Consider the following 15,637-nt stretch of genomic DNA (forward strand, 5'->3'; position numbering starts at 1 on the left):
GAACAGCATGACCACCGAAACCCAGACGGCCAGCCGCCGTCGTGCGTCTTTCCATAAGCTCACCGTCGCGGAAGTCCGGCGCCTGACGGATGACGCCATCGAGGTCACCTTCGGTGTTCCCGCCGAGCTGGCCGGGCAATACGACTACCTCCCCGGCCAATACGTCGCCCTGCGCACCACGCTGCCGGACGAAGACGGCGAGCCGCACGAGATCCGCCGCAGCTACTCCATCTGCGCAGAGCCGCGCAGCTTCGAGGACGGCAGCAGCGAGATCCGGGTGGCCATCAAGAAGGACCTGGGCGGCCTCTTCTCCACCTGGGCCAACGCCGAGCTCAAGGCCGGCGACACCCTGGACGTCATGAGCCCGCAGGGTGCGTTCATCTCCCGGCACGGCAGGGACGGCGCCCCAACGCAGTACAACGTCATGAACTCTATGAACAATCCGGAACAGCTTGCTGGCGACGCGGGTTCTTTCGTGGCCATCGCCGCCGGCTCCGGCATCACCCCGGTGATCGCGATCGCGCGGACGCTCCTGGCAGCGAACCCGGAGACCCGCTTCGACCTCATCTACGCCAACAAGGCCGCCATGGACGTCATGTTCCTCGAGGAACTCGCGGACCTGAAGGACAAGTACCCCTCGCGCCTGGCGCTGCATCACGTGCTGTCCCGTGAACAGCGGATCGCGCCGCTGATGACCGGCCGCATCGATTCCGAGAAGCTGCAGGCCCTGCTCGGCAGCGCCATCCATGCCGAAGACGTGGACGAATGGTTCCTCTGCGGGCCGTTCGAGCTGGTCCAGCTCTGCCGGGACACGCTGGCTGCCCGCGGCGTGGAGCCCGAGCACATCCGCTTCGAGTTGTTCACCACCGGACGCCCGGACCGCCCCGAGGGCAACGCCGGCCGCCCCGTGGTCGAGGACGAGTCGCAGGACACCTTCAAGATCACCTTCAAGCTGGACGGCCTCAGCGGCGAGGTGGCCAGCCCCACGCACGCCCGCGAGTCCATCCTGAACGCGGCCCTGCGCGTCCGCCCGGATGTGCCCTTCGCTTGTGCCGGCGGCGTGTGCGGCACCTGCCGCGCCAAGCTGGTCACCGGTACCGTGACGATGGACGAGAACTACGCGCTGGAGCAGGATGAGCTGGACAAGGGCTATGTGCTCACGTGCCAGGCCCACCCCACCAGCGAAGCCGTCACCGTCGACTTCGACGTCTAATCCCCGACGACAACGAGGAGCACGCATGATCGAGCTGACCATAGCCGGCGGCATTGCCGAAATTGTCCTGAACGCCCCGGAAAAGCTGAACTCGCTTGACGAGGCGGCGCTTGCCGAACTGGATACAGCGTACGACGACGCCGCTGCCGCTGCCGGCCGCGGGGAGGTGCGGGCGCTGCTGCTCCGCGGAGAGGGCCGCGCCTTCTGCGCGGGCCGAGACATCGCGGGCGTGACCCCGGAAACCGATGACGCGCAGGCCTACCTGGGCGGCATCGTGGAGCCGCTGCTCAAAAAGATGGCCGCCTTCCCGGCGCCCACCTTCGCTGCCGCGCATGGGGCGTGCCTCGGCGTCGGGCTCGGCCTGCTGCTGGCCACGGACGTTGTCTATGTGGCGGACAACGCCAAGTTCGGTTCGCCGTTCGCCAAGCTGGGAGCAACCCTGGACTCCGGCGGCCACTGGTACTTCGCCGAGCGCCTGGGCATGCACCGCACCCTGGACCTCATCTACACCGCCGAGCTCATGAGCGGCACCGAAGCCGTGGCGCAGGGCATGTTCAGCCGTGCCATGCCTTCCGATGTGTTGCTCGCGGAGACGCGCGCCATTGTGGAGCGCGTGGCCGTAGGAGCCACCGGCGCTTTCAACGCCAGCAAGGAGCTCGTGGCCCACATCCGCGACCAGCGCCTGGGCCTGTGGGCCTCCATGGCCGAGGAAAACACGGAGCAGGCCCGCCTGTGCAAGACCGACGACTATGCCGAAGGCTTCCGCGCCTTCCAGGAGAAGCGGGCGCCGGTTTTCAAGGGGTAGCTTCAAGGGCCATCTCCGAGACCCGCCCTCACACTCCCGTCGCACGTATCGGCTAGGATTCGCTTCATATGTCTTTTTGATCTATGAATGGGGACGCAGATGCGCAAGGCAGTTATTCCGGTTGCGGGGCTTGGGACGCGGTTCCTGCCGGCCACGAAGGCCACGCCGAAGGAAATGTTGCCGGTGGTGGACAAGCCGGCCATCCAGTATGTGGTGGAAGAGGCAGTCCGTGCCGGTATCGGCGATGTCCTGATGATCACGGGCCGCAACAAGCGTCCGCTGGAGGACCATTTTGACCGTGTCCCGTTCATCGAGCAGACGCTCGAGGCGAAGGGGGACCACGAGAAGCTGGCTGCCGTGCGGGAGGCGTCCTCGCTGGCGGACATCCACTTCGTCCGCCAGGGCGACCCGAAGGGCCTGGGGCATGCTGTCCTGCGGGCCAGGAGCCACGTCGGGAATGAGCCGTTTGCGGTTCTGCTGGGCGATGACCTGATCCATGAGAAGGACGAGGTCCTGCGGGCCATGATGAAGGTCCAGGAGGAAACGGGCGGTTCCGTCGTCGCGCTTCTTGAAGTGGATCCTGCGGACATCAGTGCCTACGGCTGCGCAGAGGTGGTCCCGGCAGGCAACGGCGACTACGTGAAGGTCAACGGCCTGGTGGAGAAGCCGGCCGCGGACGAAGCGCCGTCGAACCTGGCCGTGATCGGCCGGTATGTCCTGCATCCGCGCGTCTTCGATGTCCTCGAGGTCACGCCTGCGGGCCGTGGCGGAGAGATCCAGCTGACCGACGCCCTGCAGGCCCTGGCTACGGCAGAGGGCGAAGGGGCCGGCGTTTACGGCGTCATCTTCCGGGGCCGCCGCTTCGACACCGGCGACAAGCTGAGCTACCTCAAGGCCGTGTTCACCATCGCCTCCGAACGCGAGGATCTCGGCCCCGCCCTGAACGAATGGCTGGACTCCCTCAGGACGCCCGCGCGGTAAATGCCTCAGCGGCCTGTCGCGTCAGTTTCCGGATTCGAGGGAGTTGGAGGCCACGTAGTCGCCCAGCTTGTCCGCAGCCAGGGCAGCGGCGATATCGGCGATGGCCACCGGGTCTGCGAGGACAATGGATTGCCCGTCGGTGGACGTACCAGTGCCCAGGGTCGGCAATGTGAACAAGACGACGTCCTTTTGGCCGATGTCCCTTAGCCCAAGCCCCAGTCCAGCCAGGGTGGCGGCGTCCAAGCCTTTGTCCACGCTGATGAAGGGGGACACCGAACCCACCAAGTTGCTGATGGTTACGGGGTTGGTCAGGGTCTCGGCGCTGATCGTCTTGCCGATGACGGCCTTGAGGTACGCCTGCTGGTTACGGACCCGCTGGTAGTCGCCGTCCGTGAAAGCGTACCGCTCACGGACAAAGGCCAAGGCCTGCTCGCCGCCGAGGGTGTTCCTGCCCGCTGCGAAGTAGTGCCCATTGCGCCCGGACGACGTGAACGGCTCCTTGACGGTCACGTCCACGCCACCGAGCGCATCGGTCAGGCCCTTGAATCCTTCAAAGTCCACCATGGCTACGTGGTCGATCCGCTGCTGGAAAACGGATTCGATCGTCTGGACCATCAGCGGGACCCCGCCCTGGGCAAGCGCAGCGTTGATCTTAGCCTCACCGTGTCCGGGGATTTCCACCCAAAGATCCCGCATGACGGAAATCGTGTACACATGCCGGCGATCGGCCGGGATGTGCATCAGCATCAGCGTGTCCGCACGTTGATCCGTCGCGGCACCGTTGACCGCGTCGACTTCCGTGGCCCCGCGGCTGTCGCTGCCCATCACCAGGATGTTCATGGCGGCCGTGCCGGTCTTCTGCGGTCGCAACGCCTCTTCAGGGAACGCGGACTCGATCTTGGTGGTTCCGGTGTTGAACGTCTGGGCCAGGTGGAACAAATATCCGCCGCCCACAAGAGCCGTGACAACCACAAAGGCAACGACGCCGATCAGTACGTTCCGCCTCCTTTTCCTGGAGCTCTTCCGGCGCCGCAGCCCGGATTCGGCGGTGGGTTCATCGGTGTCGAACGGGAGCGTCATGTCTTCCTTGAGGTCGGGATCGGCTTCCTGGATAGTATCAACGCGCCCTGTGGGACCGCTGCGGCCGGCGTCGCCAGAGCCGGACGCCAGCCACGCCAAGAATGGTGCCCAAAGTGTTGGCGGCGACATCAAACCAGCTCGGATAGCGGGCTTCGAGGAAGAGCATCTGGCCGAGTTCAATGCACAGGGAGGCAAGCATCCCGATGCCTGCGTTGTGCCACCAACGGCTGCCCGGGAATGACAGCGCAGCAAGGATGCCCACAGGCACGAACAGCATGGCGTTGGCGCTGGACTCCAACAAGTTGTACCCGAACCAGTCCGGGAAGCCGCGCCGGTGCAAGAACCTGAAGAGGCTGTCGAGTGTTCCCTGGGCCGGTTTGTCCACTGGCGTCGGCCAGAAGCCCACGAAGGCCAGGAGCAGGGAATAGAGAGTCAGCAGCCGCCGTGAAAGGCGCGAAGGAGCCAGTGTCACGTCCGGATCAGGTCGTTTTCGCGATGGCCAGTGCCGCCACTCCGAAGGACGCGGCAGCCAGAAGCGCAAGAAGGATGTATGGCCTCCAGCTTTGTGGGATCTCGGGGATGTCCAGCCCGAAGCTCAGTCTTCGTCGTCGCCAGTGTCGCCCCATGTCTCTTAAGGTACCGCAAGGCGCCCTCGAATCTCCTGTGGCACCCGTTGCGAAAGCCAATGCGCGTCCATGCTCAGGTCCGCTGGAATCTTGAGTTCCTCTGTCTGCGAGACCGACCTTCGAAGCCGTGAAAACCATGTGACTTTTCTGTTTCCCGCAATTGTGATATTCCATCTCTGGAATGTGACATCTCGTTTACTGCTTTCTGAAAAGTGACATCTCGTTTACTTCTTTCTAGAATGTGACTTGTAGGTTACAGCGGCATTAAAACTTCACACGTACTTCTTACGGTCACAGTCATATTGTCAACGAGCATGGAAGTTTGGCTCTATTATTTGACTAGCTTTTATTCACATCATCTGAATGAAGCTCGCACCATAATTTCCCCGTCGCTTATCACTCGGGTCCGCACCTATGCAGTAGCTGCCCATCAAGGAGAACAATGCCTCGCGCGCTTATCACTGGCATCACAGGCCAGGACGGCCTGTACCTCGCCGAACTGCTGGTTTCCAAGGGGTACGAGGTGTACGGGCTTGTCCGTGGACAGAACAATCCGAAGATCGAGCTTGTCCACCAGACTGTGCCCGAGGTCAAGATCCTCACCGGTGACCTCTCGGACATGGCCGGCCTGACCCGTGTTTTCGCCGAGGCCCAGCCGGACGAGGTCTACAACCTCGGGGCCATCTCCTTTGTGGCCTACTCCTGGGAAAACGCTGCACTGACCAGCGAAGTCACAGGCAAGGGCGTGCTCAACGTCCTGGAGGCAACCCGCCTGTATGCGGGTTCAGACCTTGACAAGGTCAAGTTCTACCAGGCGTCGTCCTCGGAGATGTTCGGCAAGGTCCAGGACGTGCCCCAGCGTGAGTCCACTCTGCTCTGGCCACGTTCGCCGTACGGTGTTGCCAAGGTGTTTGGTCACTACATGACCATCAACTACCGGGAGTCCTACGGAATGCACGCGTCCAGCGGCATCCTGTTCAACCACGAGTCGCCGCGCCGCGGCCCCGAATTCGTCACCCGCAAGGTCACCCGCGCAGCGGCACGCATCAAGCTCGGGCTGCAGGATGAGCTGGTGCTCGGAAACCTGGACGCCCAGCGGGACTGGGGCTTCGCCGGCGACTACGTTGAGGCCATGTGGCGCATGCTGCAGCAGCCCGAAGCTGATGACTACGTCATTGCCACGGGTGAAACCCACTCCATCCGGGACCTTCTGGACTCAGCCTTTGCCGCCGTCGAGATTGATGACTGGAGCCGCTACGTGCGCCAGGATCCGGCCTTCATGCGGCCTGCAGAGGTGGATCTGCTGATCGGCGATCCGTCCAAGGCACGCGAAAAGCTCGGATGGAAGCCCACGGTGACCTTCCCCGAACTCGTTTCCATGATGGTCGAGCATGACCTCAAGGAACAGAGGGGTCTGGCCTAGGCCGTGCCGGAGAACAGCCCACGGGCTTTTGTTACGGGAATAACGGGGCAGGACGGCAGCTACTTGTCCGAGCAGTTGCTCGGCGCCGGCTGGGACGTGCACGCCCTGGTCCGGCGGGAGCAGGGCTCCGAGCCCGCAACACCCGCAGCCCCGGTGCTGTTGGATCAACGCATCCGGCAGCACCGGGGTGACTTGGCCGATCCGTCACAGCTGGCCGCCTTGATTCAGGACATCCAGCCCGGCGTCGTCTTCAACCTCGGGGGCATCAGCTCGGTGGCCCGCTCGTGGGAGGAACCCGCACTCACGGCCCAGGTAAGCGGTGTTGCTGTCACCGCAATGCTGGAAGCCGCATGGCGGTTCCAGGAGAACAGTGGCAAGCCCGTGAAGTTCGTGCAGGCATCCAGCGCTGAGATCTTCGGCAGCGCCACGCACAGTCCGCAAACGGAGGAAACCGCCATCCGACCGGTGTCTCCGTACGGTGCGGCCAAGGCGTACGCCCACAGCATGGTGGACATCTACCGGGAGCGCGGGCTCGCGGCGTCGTCGGCCATTCTGTACAACCATGAGTCGCCGCGGCGTCCCCTGGATTTCGTCACCCGCAAGATCACCTCCCAAGTGGCCGCAATTGCCGCGGGCTCCGGCGAACGCTTGGGGCTGGGCAATCTGGAGGCCCGGCGGGACTGGGGCTGGGCCCCGGACTTCGTGGATGCCATGCTCCGGATGGCAGCCGCTGAGACGGCCGATGACTACATCATCGCGACCGGCACGGCGCATTCAGTCAGTGACTTCGTGGCCGCCTCATTCGCGGCAGTCGGGATCGAAGACTGGGAAGAGCACGTGTTCATTGACCAGCGATTCGTCCGACCGGCGGATGCTTCGGAAATGCGGGGCGACGCCTCCAAGGCCCGTCGCCAGCTGGGTTGGGAACCCACCGTGGAATTCAAGGAAATTGTGGCCAGAATGACCAGGCACGACGTCTCGCTGCTTGAGAAAGATGGCCTGCACGAATGAGGAAGTCGGCAAGATGTCCGGAATGATCGTCCACGAATGGCTGGAACCGCATGGGGGAGCGGAAAAGGTCATGGAAGAAATCGCAGCGGTTTTCCCGGATGCCCCCATCAGATGCCTGTGGGACGACGCCCCGGGGCGTTTTGCACGCGAACGCGTGTCCGAGACCTGGCTGGCGCGCACCCCGCTCAGGAAATCCAAGAGCCTGGCGCTGCCGTTTATGCCCGCCACGTGGCGGAACCTGGGAAAGAGCGACGCCGATTGGCTGCTGTGCAGCTCGCACCTGTTTGCCCACCACGCCCGCTTCTCCGGCCTGGCCAGGGATGTGCCCAAGTTCGTGTACGCCTACACCCCGGCCCGCTACATCTGGACGCCGGAACTGGACCCGCGTGGGTTGTCCCTCCCCGTGCGCCTGGCTGCTCTTCCGCTGAAGGGTCTGGACCGCAAGCGCGCCCAGGAGCCCGTGGCCATCGCCGGCATCAGCAAGTTTGTGGTCAGCCGGATCCGGGAGACCTGGCAGCGCGAAAGCGATGTCATCTACCCCCCCGTCAACGTGGGGGACTTCGACACGGAGGAACTCGGGGACTTCACCCCGGAAGAAGAGCGGATCCTGCAGGACCTGCCGGAATCCTTCATTCTGGGTGCGTCCCGGTTCATCCCGTACAAGCGGCTGGACCTGGTGATCGCTGCCGGTGCAGCGGCCGGGATCCAGGTGGTGCTCGCAGGAAGCGGCCCCAGCCTGCCGGCCCTGAAGGCCCAGGCGGCCAACCATCCGGGGCTCGTGACCTTCGTGGACCGTCCATCCCACGCGTTGCTGCGCGAGCTCTACCGCCGCGCCCTCGTCTTCGTTTTCCCGCCTGTGGAGGACTTCGGCATCATGCCCGTGGAGGCGATGGCCACCGGCACGCCCGTGGTGGCGGCCGCCGTCGGGGGTGCGTCCGAAACAGTGCTCGACGGCGGGACCGGACGGCTGCTGGAAGCCTTCGGTGACCGTGAACTTAAGACGGCCATCGAGCAGGCGGCGGGCATGGATCCGGCAGCGTGCAAGAAGCAGGCCTGGACGTTCGACCGCCAGGTCTTCCGGGACAACATCCGGTCCTGGATCGAAGAATCCGGCCACGTTGGCGAGGAGCCAGCGGCCGCAGTGACAGCCGGTTAAGGGGAACACAGTGAAGCTGAAAAACGTACTCGACCATGCAGGGGTTGTCCTGTACAACTTCGTGGTCACCCAGGTGCCCTCGCACAACGTCCGGGTGGGCTTCCTGCGCGCCTTCGGAGCCGAAATCGGCGCGGACTCGGCCGTCTTCCGCGGCACCACGGTGCTGGGCATCCGGCAGCTGAAGATCGGCGAGGCCTGCGTGGTCAGTTTCCGCTGCCTCCTGGACGCGCGCGGCGGGCTGACCATCGGCAACAACGTGGTGATTGCCAGCGACACCCAGTTCATCACCGCCCACCATGAACCGAACTCGGACGATTTCGCCGCCGTCACCACCCCCACGGTGATCGAGGACTCCGTCTGGATCGCCAGCCGCTCCACCATCCTTGGCGGCATCACGGTGGGCAAGGGTGCGGTGGTGGGAGCCTGTTCCCTGGTCCGCAAGAGCGTGGAGGCCATGGACATCGTGGCCGGCGTTCCTGCCGAGGTCAGGGGCCAGCGGACGTCCTCGCTCGACTACCGCCCCAAATACCGCCCGCTGTTCTTCTGAGCCTTTCCGGCTGAGCCGTTCTGCTGATTCACAACGCATAGGAGCCTTCACGTGCTACTCAAGGCCTGGGACCGACTCGGGGTCATCTTCTACAACTTCTTTGCCACCCATGTGCCCTCCCATGCCTTTCGGCTGGCCGTCCTGAGGCTCTGGGGCGCCACCATCGGCACGGGCAGCAGCGTGTTCCGCGGCACCACCGTGCTGGGCATCCGCAACATCACCATCGGGGACAGCGTGGGCATCGGCTTCCGCTGCCTGCTGGACGCCCGCGGCGGGCTCAGCATCGGCAGCAATGTGGTGATCGCCAGCGACGTCCATTTCATCACGGGAACCCACCTGCCGGACTCGGACACCTTCGACTACGTCCTGCTGCCCATCACGGTGGGGGATTTCGCCTGGATCGCCAGCCGCGCCACGGTGCTGCCGGACGTCACCATCGGCAGGGGCGCCGTGGTGGGCGCCGGTTCGCTGGTCCGCAAGGACGTCGAAGAGATGAGCATCGTGGCGGGCATCCCCGCCAAGGTCCGCGGCACCCGCGAATCCGCGCTCAGCTACGATCCCTCCTACCGCCCCCTCTTCTTCTGATGGCGGACCACATGGCGGACTTCTCCGGCCACCGGCTCATCTACCTGGCCCCGCACACCGGAACCAGCGGTGTAGGCGACTACGCCGATGACTTCATTGCCGCCGTCGGGCCCCATTTCGCACAGGTGCGCGAATACCGGCACGGCGCCCCGGGCGCTGACAGCGTGCTGGACATCCTGCGGCACCGCCGTGAGCTGCGCCGCATCATCGCGGAGGCGCCGGACATCCCCACGATCGTCCATTCGGAGCAGAGCGGCGGCGCGGTGGTCCCGTTCTGGGCCACGCTGGGGCTCCGCAACGTCACAGTCACCGCCACGGTGCACGATCCCCCCTACCCGGTCTGGTGGCCGTTCCGCACGCGCCTCGTGGCGGCCTCGCGGGTGCTCAACCACGGCATCCACCTGCCGCTGAGCAGGATCACGCCGTGGCTGGAGGCATGGGCCGGCAAGTCCCGCACGCTCTTCACCCTCAGCTCGCTGGGCGCCCGCAGGCTCCAGTCGGTCATGAAGGGTTCCACGGTCATCCCCACGGCCTTGTTCGTTCCCGAACGCCCTGCGCTGGCTCCCGTTGCCGAGCGGCCGCTGGCCGTCGGCCTGTTCGGTTATGTGTACCGCGGCAAGGGCTTCGACGGCCTCGCGGCGCTGCGTGAAGCGCTCGACGACGACATCACCATCCGGATCGCCGGCCGCGGCACCGAGGTGCTCGAGTCGATGCCGGGCGTTGAGGTGCTCGGCGAAGTCAATGGCCCGGAGGAGGACGCGTTCTTCAACTCCATCCGGATGCTCATGGTGCCCTACAACGGCCGCACCTCCTACGGCCGCGAGGCCTTCCCCGCCGCCAGCACGGTCACGCGGTCCATCGCCTACCAAACGCCGGTGCTCGCCCGCGCCTACGGTTCCCTGCGGGAACTCGAAGCTGAAGGTGGCTCCGTAGTGGTCGACGGCGGCGCGGAGGAGATCTGTGCTGCCGCCAATGCGCTGCTGCGGGATGACGCGAAACTGGCTGAGCTGCAGGAGAGTGCCCTGCAGCTCAAGGAGAAGTGGTCCGTGGCCAATGTGACGTCCACCTTCCTGGCAGGCTGGGCCGCTGCCGCGGGCCTCGCCCCGGCTCCGAACGCCGCGTCCCTGGTCGGCGCCGGCGGCAAGAGCGGGAACCCCGCATGATCCGCCGCCTGCTCAAGGAAAACCTGATCAGCCAGAATCTGCTCAAGGCGGGGATGGCGGCCTCGTGGATCGTGGCCGGCAGGGTCATGGGGCTGGCCTGGACCACCGCGATGATCGTCTCGCTCGGCATTTCCGATTACGGCCGCTACGCCATGGCATTGTCCTTTGCCGCGATCATCGCGGCACCCCTGGACAATCCCTTCCTGGTCCGTTCGCTGCGCAGCAGCGATGCACTGTTCCGTGCGGAGCGAACCGGCCGCGCACTCCTGGGCATCGGCCTGTTCCTTGCCGGGCTCCTCGCCTACGGCCAGTTCTTTGTGGCTGGCTTCGCCCTCATGGTGGCTGGCGGGGAGATCGCCTTCAACGCGTTCAAGAGCGAGGCCCTGCGTAACGGCCATCCGAACATCATCATGCGTTGGGACGTGGTGCGCCAGGCGGCGTCCGTGGCCGGGGCCGCCGCCGTGGTGTATCTGGTGCCCGGACGCAACCTTGAGCTCGTGTGCCTGGCCTACCTGGCGCCCTATCTGGTGGTGGTGGCCCTGGCCGGCTTCTCGGCCAGGCAGTCGCGCCCCGGTTTCCCGGGCAGGTTCAAGGAATGGGCGCTCCTGTGGTCGGATGCGCTGATCGTGGCCCTCCACATCCAGGGGGACATTCTGCTGCTGGGCCTGCTGACCGACAGCACGGTTGCCGGATACTACTCGGTGGCATCCGTGGTGGTGATGGCGGTGGCCTCCTTCGGCCAGATGTACGCGCACACCTTCCACGAGCCGCTGAGAATGGCAGGCGGCCACCCCGCCGCCGGCCCGCGGGCACGGAGCATCGTCATTCTGTCCGGGCTCTTCGGACTCATGGTCCTGCTGGCAGGGCTGGCCCTCCTGGCCACGGGCATTGCCCCGGACGTAGCCACTGCGTTGATCATCCTGAGTGCCTTCACGGTGCTGCGCTGCGTCACCCTGGTGATGACCACCGTCCTGTACGTCCAGAACCGTGACGGCCACCGAGTGGTGGGCGGCGGTTTGGCGGCCTTCGTGAAGCTGGGCCTCATTGCCGCCCTGGCACCCCTGGGTGCCGCGGGGGCCTCGCTGGCAGCGGTGGCCGGGGAAGCGGTCCTCGCCGCATGGTTTGGCTGGGCAGCAAACAAGGACCTCGAAAGATTGACGCCGCTAGAAGTCGAGTTGGAAACAGTGAAGGAAAGTACTCCGTGAAGAAGGCAACATTTCTGCTCTCCAAGGATCCCAGCACCACACACGGCGGTGACCTGACGTTGTCCCGCCTGCTGGTGGACCTCGCCCGCGAATCGGCTGAAGTGGATCTGCTGTGCTTGTCCTACGAGCCCTCTTCCACCACGGACGGCCTGCGCCGGGTGCAGAAGCCGGACGTCAGCCTGGCCCGCATCGCCGCGCGGAGCCTGCGGGACAACATGAGCCTGGTCCACACCCGCTTCAACGTGGACGCCTACGCCGAGGCCCTCGATGAGATCGACTCGGACATCTTCATCGCGGACCACAGCTACATGGCCGAGCCCTACCTGCGCTCGCGCCACCATGGCTCCGATGCCAAGCTCCTGGTCAACACGGTGATCTCCGAATCCCTGGTGTGGACCGCCACCCGCGGCATCGTGGGCAAGCTGGACGCCCCCCGCATCCGCCGCGATGAGTTGCGCGTGGCCCTGGCCGCGCATGCCGTGGGCACGTACGACGAGGAAGAGGCCCAGGACTACCGGCAGAACGGCGTGGAAAGCGTCCACTGGCTGGATGTCACCCTGCCGCCCAACACCAAGATCGACGTCGCGTCCACGGGCCGCCGGCTCGTGTTCCTGGGCGACCGCACATGGCCGCCCAACCAGGAGGCCTTCAAGATCCTCATTGACTGGTGGCCGTCCATTGCGGAAGGCATCCCGGGCGCCGAGCTTCTGGTGGTTGGCAAGCGTTCCCCGGAGAAGCTCAAGGTGGATCTGCCCCAGGGCATGGTGGACGTCGGCTTCGCGGATGACCTCATTGCCACCCTCGGCTCCTGCCGCGCGCTGATTGCCCCGGTGATCACCGGCGGCGGCGTGCGCGTCAAGATCCTGGACTCTGTCAGCCGCGGTTTGCCCCTGGTTGGCACTACGCCGGCGGTCGGTTCGCTGGCCCCCGTGTTCCAGCTCCCCACCTTCGACGCCAAGGACGACTTCGTGGCCCGGTGCCGCGAGTTCCTGCTGGACGCTTCCACCGCGGCTGCCGAAGGCGAGCGGCTGTACGAACTGAATGCGCACCGCTGGAACAGCGGCGCACCGCAGTCCACGGTGCAGAACTGGCTGAACGCTTGAACAAAATGCTCGTTCTGGCGGCAGCCCTGGCCGCGCTGCTGGCGGGTTTCCTGGTGGGGGACCCGTTCAGCGGCGGCCGGATCCTGGCCGCCGTGATGGTGGGGCTGCCGTGGCTTGTCTACATTGCGGCGACACGGCCCAGGATCATCTATGGCGCCCTGGCCCTGGCCTTGTCCATGCTGCCCTTCGGCGTGGTTCCCGGAACCCCGCTGCCACTGGTGCTGCTGTTGGCCGTCAGCGCCGCCTTGGCCGCAGTCCTGCGACCGCGAAGGCCCGGGGCACGGATCCCCGCCATGGCGTGGTGCATCATCGTGCTGATGACGGTCGGCGGCATTTCCATGGCCGTCACGTACGTGGGCAGTTTTGACCTGGCGGAATTCGCCAAGTGGCTGATTGCGACGTCGGCGGGGCTTTCAGTTTTGCGGCTGGACCGGCCGGAGCGGGCCGCCTTTGGCCGGCTCTTTGTGTATGGCTCGGTGGCCGCTGCCGTGTTTGGCCTCTTTGGTGTGCTGGTGGACAAGTCCGGGCAGGCCATGAGGCTGCTCAGCATTTTCGGGTACCAGTCAGGCGAGTCCACGCTGCGGTTTGTGTTCGGCTCCACGGAACAGTCAACGCGGCTCACGGGCACGTATGTGGACCCCAACGCGGGGGGACTGTTCCTGTATGTGGCGCTGTTCCTGGCCCTGGCAATGTTGCGGGGGCCGCGGCTTGTCATTGCTGGCGGAATCCTGGCCACCGCCCTGACCCTGACCCTGAGCCGTGCGGCCATCTTTTCCGCCGTCGTGGCTCTCCTCGTGTTCTTCGCCTTCCAGAGCATGCGGCTGAGCGGACGCATCAAGACGCTCGGCGTGGGCGCCGCGGCTTCCGCCGCGCTGTTCGCCGTCCCCGAGGTCCAGAACCGGATCTTTGACTCATTCGGCAATTCCGACGCCGGTTCGTCCGCCCGCTCTGAGGCCTTGGCCAACTTCCCGGGGCACATGGAGGGGCATTGGCTGTTCGGACTGGGCTGGGGCCGCATTGAGTTCCGCGACGCCGAGGCCGGCTTCCTGGTGAACCACGTGGCCAATGCTCCGCTGCTGTCCATCTACCGCGGCGGGCTGGTGACCGGCCTGGTCTTCTGCACGCTGCTGATCGTGGGCCTGGTGCTGGCCGTGAAGGGTCTTCGCGGGGCCGACACCGCAGCCGGCTACGTGGGCGCAGCCTTCATTGGCCTCGTGTTGGTGGCACTGCAGCTCGACTTCCCCGTGGTCACCATTCCGCCGGTGGCCACCCTCTTCGCCGTACTTCTGGGCTTCCTTCCGAGGTCCGAGGACTTTCCCATTAAGGACAAAGTGAGCATGGAACTTACAATCGTGCCGGCGCCCCGGCGCCTGGTGAAGGTGCCTGCGTGAGCCGGCAGCTGGCCCGTTCCCAGGGGCCCAACGCCGCAACGGCCAAAACCGCCGGCGCGGCCTCAGGCCGCCTGCCTGGGCTGGAAGGCACCCGCGGGCTCCTGGCGCTCATGGTGGTCCTTGTGCACACGGCGGCATTGCTCACGCCGGGAGTCACGGAAGCCACCAAGGTGGGTTACCTGGGCAACCTCATCGTTTTCTTCCACGTGCTTTCCGCGTTTTTCATCTACATGCCGTTTCTCTCGGCCTTGGTGGACGGGAAGAAATTCCCCAGCGTCAGTGTCTACGCCGTAAACCGCGGGCTCCGTGTTTTTCCGGCGTACATCGTGGCATTTGCCGTGGCCAACTTTATTTTCCGATCCGTGTACGTGACCAACGCGTACGAAACATCCGCTCCGCGCACGGACCAGGGCAGCGGAATGATCACCGATCCCATCACGATTCTGTTGCACCTGACGTTGCTGCAGAACTATCTGCCATCCGGGCTGCAGACGGGGATCAATCCCTCGTGGACCCTCACCATGGAGATCGCTTTCTATTTGGTGCTGCCGCTCCTTTCACTGGGATGTTTTGCCCTGCGAAAGCGGACCACCTGGAGTCCTTGGCTAATAGCCCTCCTTCCCGCCGCCATTTTCCTGGTGGTGGGCGTTGCTTGCCGCATCATCGCGGGATTGTCCCTGGCCTGGTTGCCCGGGCTCAGTCCGTTGCAGGCCGAGTGGGGCGCCAACTGGCATGCGGTCTTCGCCAGGAGCCTGTTCCTGTGGTCGGACAACTTTGCCTTCGGCCTGGCCGCGGCGGTGCTGTACGTGGCCTTCAAGCGCGGCCTCGTGCAGCGACTGCCTGCCCTGCGGCTGCTGTTGGCGGCTGCTTTGGTGCTTGGACTGATCGCCTCGGCCGCCACGCTCCTGCTGCAGCCGCGCTACCTGCCCACGGTGCTCTCGGCGGCGTCCGCCGTGGCCGTACTGCTGCTGGTTCTCCCCAACCGGGGCGGAAATGCTCCCTTTGCGGCCTTGGCCTTGGACATCAAGCCGCTCAAGTATCTGGGCGACATTTCGCTCAGCATCTACTTGTGGCACTATCCGGTCCTGCTGTTGGTCACTCGCTGGGGGACAGTCGGCGGTGACACCCTTGCCGGTGCCGCCTGGAACTATGGGCTGGTCACCGTAATCACGGTTGCGCTGGCGGCCTTGTCCTACCACCTCGTGGAGATGCCCGCCATGAAGCTCAGGCCAAGGCTGATCAAGAAGCCGGCGGCTTCCGCGGAGGCCTCGACGCCGGTGGAGACGCCCGTAGCTGAGCAGCCGGTGGCCGAACCCGCCGAATCCCGGTAATTGGCCGAACAGGTAAT

At 65.2% G+C, this 15,637-nt stretch carries 15 protein-coding genes; 13 read left to right on the top strand and 2 right to left on the bottom strand.

Annotated features, from left to right (window positions below):
- Nucleotides 1-7: 7 nt before the first annotated feature.
- From paaE to galU, 3 genes are all read left to right on the top strand, one after another.
- Nucleotides 8-1,213 (top strand): 1,2-phenylacetyl-CoA epoxidase subunit PaaE, encoded by a 1,206-nt coding sequence (paaE, locus tag J1902_RS06825; protein ID WP_207615495.1) that lies wholly within the window; start codon nt 8-10, stop codon nt 1,211-1,213.
- 25 nt (nt 1,214-1,238) lie between these two features.
- Nucleotides 1,239-2,018: an enoyl-CoA hydratase/isomerase family protein gene (locus J1902_RS06830; RefSeq protein ID WP_207615496.1), complete on the top strand. Its 780-nt coding sequence runs from the start codon at nt 1,239-1,241 to the stop codon at nt 2,016-2,018.
- Between the two features lie 99 nt (nt 2,019-2,117).
- Nucleotides 2,118-2,999, top strand: a complete 882-nt coding sequence (gene galU / locus J1902_RS06835) for a UTP--glucose-1-phosphate uridylyltransferase GalU (protein WP_242701701.1) — start codon at nt 2,118-2,120, stop codon at nt 2,997-2,999.
- Nucleotides 3,000-3,020: 21 nt separating this feature from the next.
- On the opposite strand, the gene J1902_RS06840 is transcribed toward galU, so the two are convergent.
- Entirely contained in the window at nt 3,021-4,079 is a 1,059-nt protein-coding gene (locus J1902_RS06840; protein WP_207615498.1) for an LCP family protein, read from the bottom strand.
- Between the two features lie 37 nt (nt 4,080-4,116).
- Entirely contained in the window at nt 4,117-4,551 is a 435-nt protein-coding gene (locus J1902_RS06845) for a VanZ family protein (RefSeq protein WP_207615499.1), read from the bottom strand.
- A 596-nt stretch (nt 4,552-5,147) separates the two neighbouring features.
- On the opposite strand from J1902_RS06845, the gene J1902_RS06850 reads away from it, so the two are divergent.
- From J1902_RS06850 to J1902_RS06895, 10 genes are read left to right on the top strand one after another with little or no spacing between them, the layout of a single operon-like run.
- On the top strand, nt 5,148-6,128 hold the full coding sequence (locus J1902_RS06850) for a GDP-mannose 4,6-dehydratase (RefSeq protein ID WP_207615500.1): 981 nt from the start codon (nt 5,148-5,150) through the stop codon (nt 6,126-6,128).
- A gap of 3 nt (nt 6,129-6,131) precedes the next feature.
- Nucleotides 6,132-7,139, top strand: a complete 1,008-nt coding sequence (locus tag J1902_RS06855; protein WP_207615501.1) for a GDP-mannose 4,6-dehydratase — start codon at nt 6,132-6,134, stop codon at nt 7,137-7,139.
- Between the two features lie 13 nt (nt 7,140-7,152).
- Nucleotides 7,153-8,295 carry a glycosyltransferase gene (locus tag J1902_RS06860; protein WP_207615502.1) on the top strand — a complete coding sequence of 381 codons (1,143 nt, stop codon included), beginning with the start codon at nt 7,153-7,155 and terminating at the stop codon, nt 8,293-8,295.
- A 10-nt stretch (nt 8,296-8,305) separates the two neighbouring features.
- Complete coding sequence (locus J1902_RS06865; protein ID WP_207615503.1) at nt 8,306-8,842, top strand: acyltransferase; 537 nt, start codon at nt 8,306-8,308, stop codon at nt 8,840-8,842.
- Between the two features lie 51 nt (nt 8,843-8,893).
- Complete coding sequence (locus J1902_RS19795; protein ID WP_207615504.1) at nt 8,894-9,427, top strand: acyltransferase; 534 nt, start codon at nt 8,894-8,896, stop codon at nt 9,425-9,427.
- Nucleotides 9,428-9,438: 11 nt separating this feature from the next.
- Nucleotides 9,439-10,590, top strand: coding sequence for a glycosyltransferase family protein (locus tag J1902_RS06875; RefSeq protein ID WP_207615505.1), 1,152 nt, complete (start codon nt 9,439-9,441; stop codon nt 10,588-10,590).
- Entirely contained in the window at nt 10,587-11,795 is a 1,209-nt protein-coding gene (locus tag J1902_RS06880) for a polysaccharide biosynthesis C-terminal domain-containing protein (RefSeq protein ID WP_207615506.1), read from the top strand. Before J1902_RS06875 ends, J1902_RS06880 begins: the two co-directional genes overlap by 4 nt.
- Nucleotides 11,792-12,898, top strand: coding sequence for a glycosyltransferase (locus J1902_RS06885; RefSeq protein WP_207615507.1), 1,107 nt, complete (start codon nt 11,792-11,794; stop codon nt 12,896-12,898). Before J1902_RS06880 ends, J1902_RS06885 begins: the two co-directional genes overlap by 4 nt.
- Nucleotides 12,895-14,289, top strand: coding sequence for a hypothetical protein (locus tag J1902_RS06890; protein WP_207615508.1), 1,395 nt, complete (start codon nt 12,895-12,897; stop codon nt 14,287-14,289). Before J1902_RS06885 ends, J1902_RS06890 begins: the two co-directional genes overlap by 4 nt.
- The gene (locus J1902_RS06895; protein ID WP_207615509.1) at nt 14,286-15,620 is read left to right on the top strand and encodes an acyltransferase family protein; all 1,335 of its coding nucleotides are present in this window, start codon (nt 14,286-14,288) and stop codon (nt 15,618-15,620) included. The genes J1902_RS06890 and J1902_RS06895 overlap by 4 nt, the downstream gene beginning before the upstream one ends.
- Nucleotides 15,621-15,637: the final 17 nt, after the last annotated feature.

The organism is Arthrobacter cavernae (assembly GCF_017368795.1).
Classification (GTDB): Bacteria; Actinomycetota; Actinomycetes; order Actinomycetales; family Micrococcaceae; genus Arthrobacter; species Arthrobacter cavernae.

Excerpts from the sequence above, each read along its gene's own strand:
- paaE (WP_207615495.1), top strand. The coding sequence starts at position 8 with ATGACCACCGAAACCCAGACGGCCAGCCGCCGTCGTGCGTCTTTCCAT.
- J1902_RS06830 (WP_207615496.1), top strand. The coding sequence starts at position 1,239 with ATGATCGAGCTGACCATAGCCGGCGGCATTGCCGAAATTGTCCTGAAC.
- galU (WP_242701701.1), top strand. The coding sequence starts at position 2,118 with ATGCGCAAGGCAGTTATTCCGGTTGCGGGGCTTGGGACGCGGTTCCTG.
- J1902_RS06840 (WP_207615498.1), bottom strand. The coding sequence starts at position 4,079 with ATGACGCTCCCGTTCGACACCGATGAACCCACCGCCGAATCCGGGCTG.
- J1902_RS06850 (WP_207615500.1), top strand. The coding sequence starts at position 5,148 with ATGCCTCGCGCGCTTATCACTGGCATCACAGGCCAGGACGGCCTGTAC.
- J1902_RS06860 (WP_207615502.1), top strand. The coding sequence starts at position 7,153 with ATGTCCGGAATGATCGTCCACGAATGGCTGGAACCGCATGGGGGAGCG.
- J1902_RS06875 (WP_207615505.1), top strand. The coding sequence starts at position 9,439 with ATGGCGGACTTCTCCGGCCACCGGCTCATCTACCTGGCCCCGCACACC.
- J1902_RS06880 (WP_207615506.1), top strand. The coding sequence starts at position 10,587 with ATGATCCGCCGCCTGCTCAAGGAAAACCTGATCAGCCAGAATCTGCTC.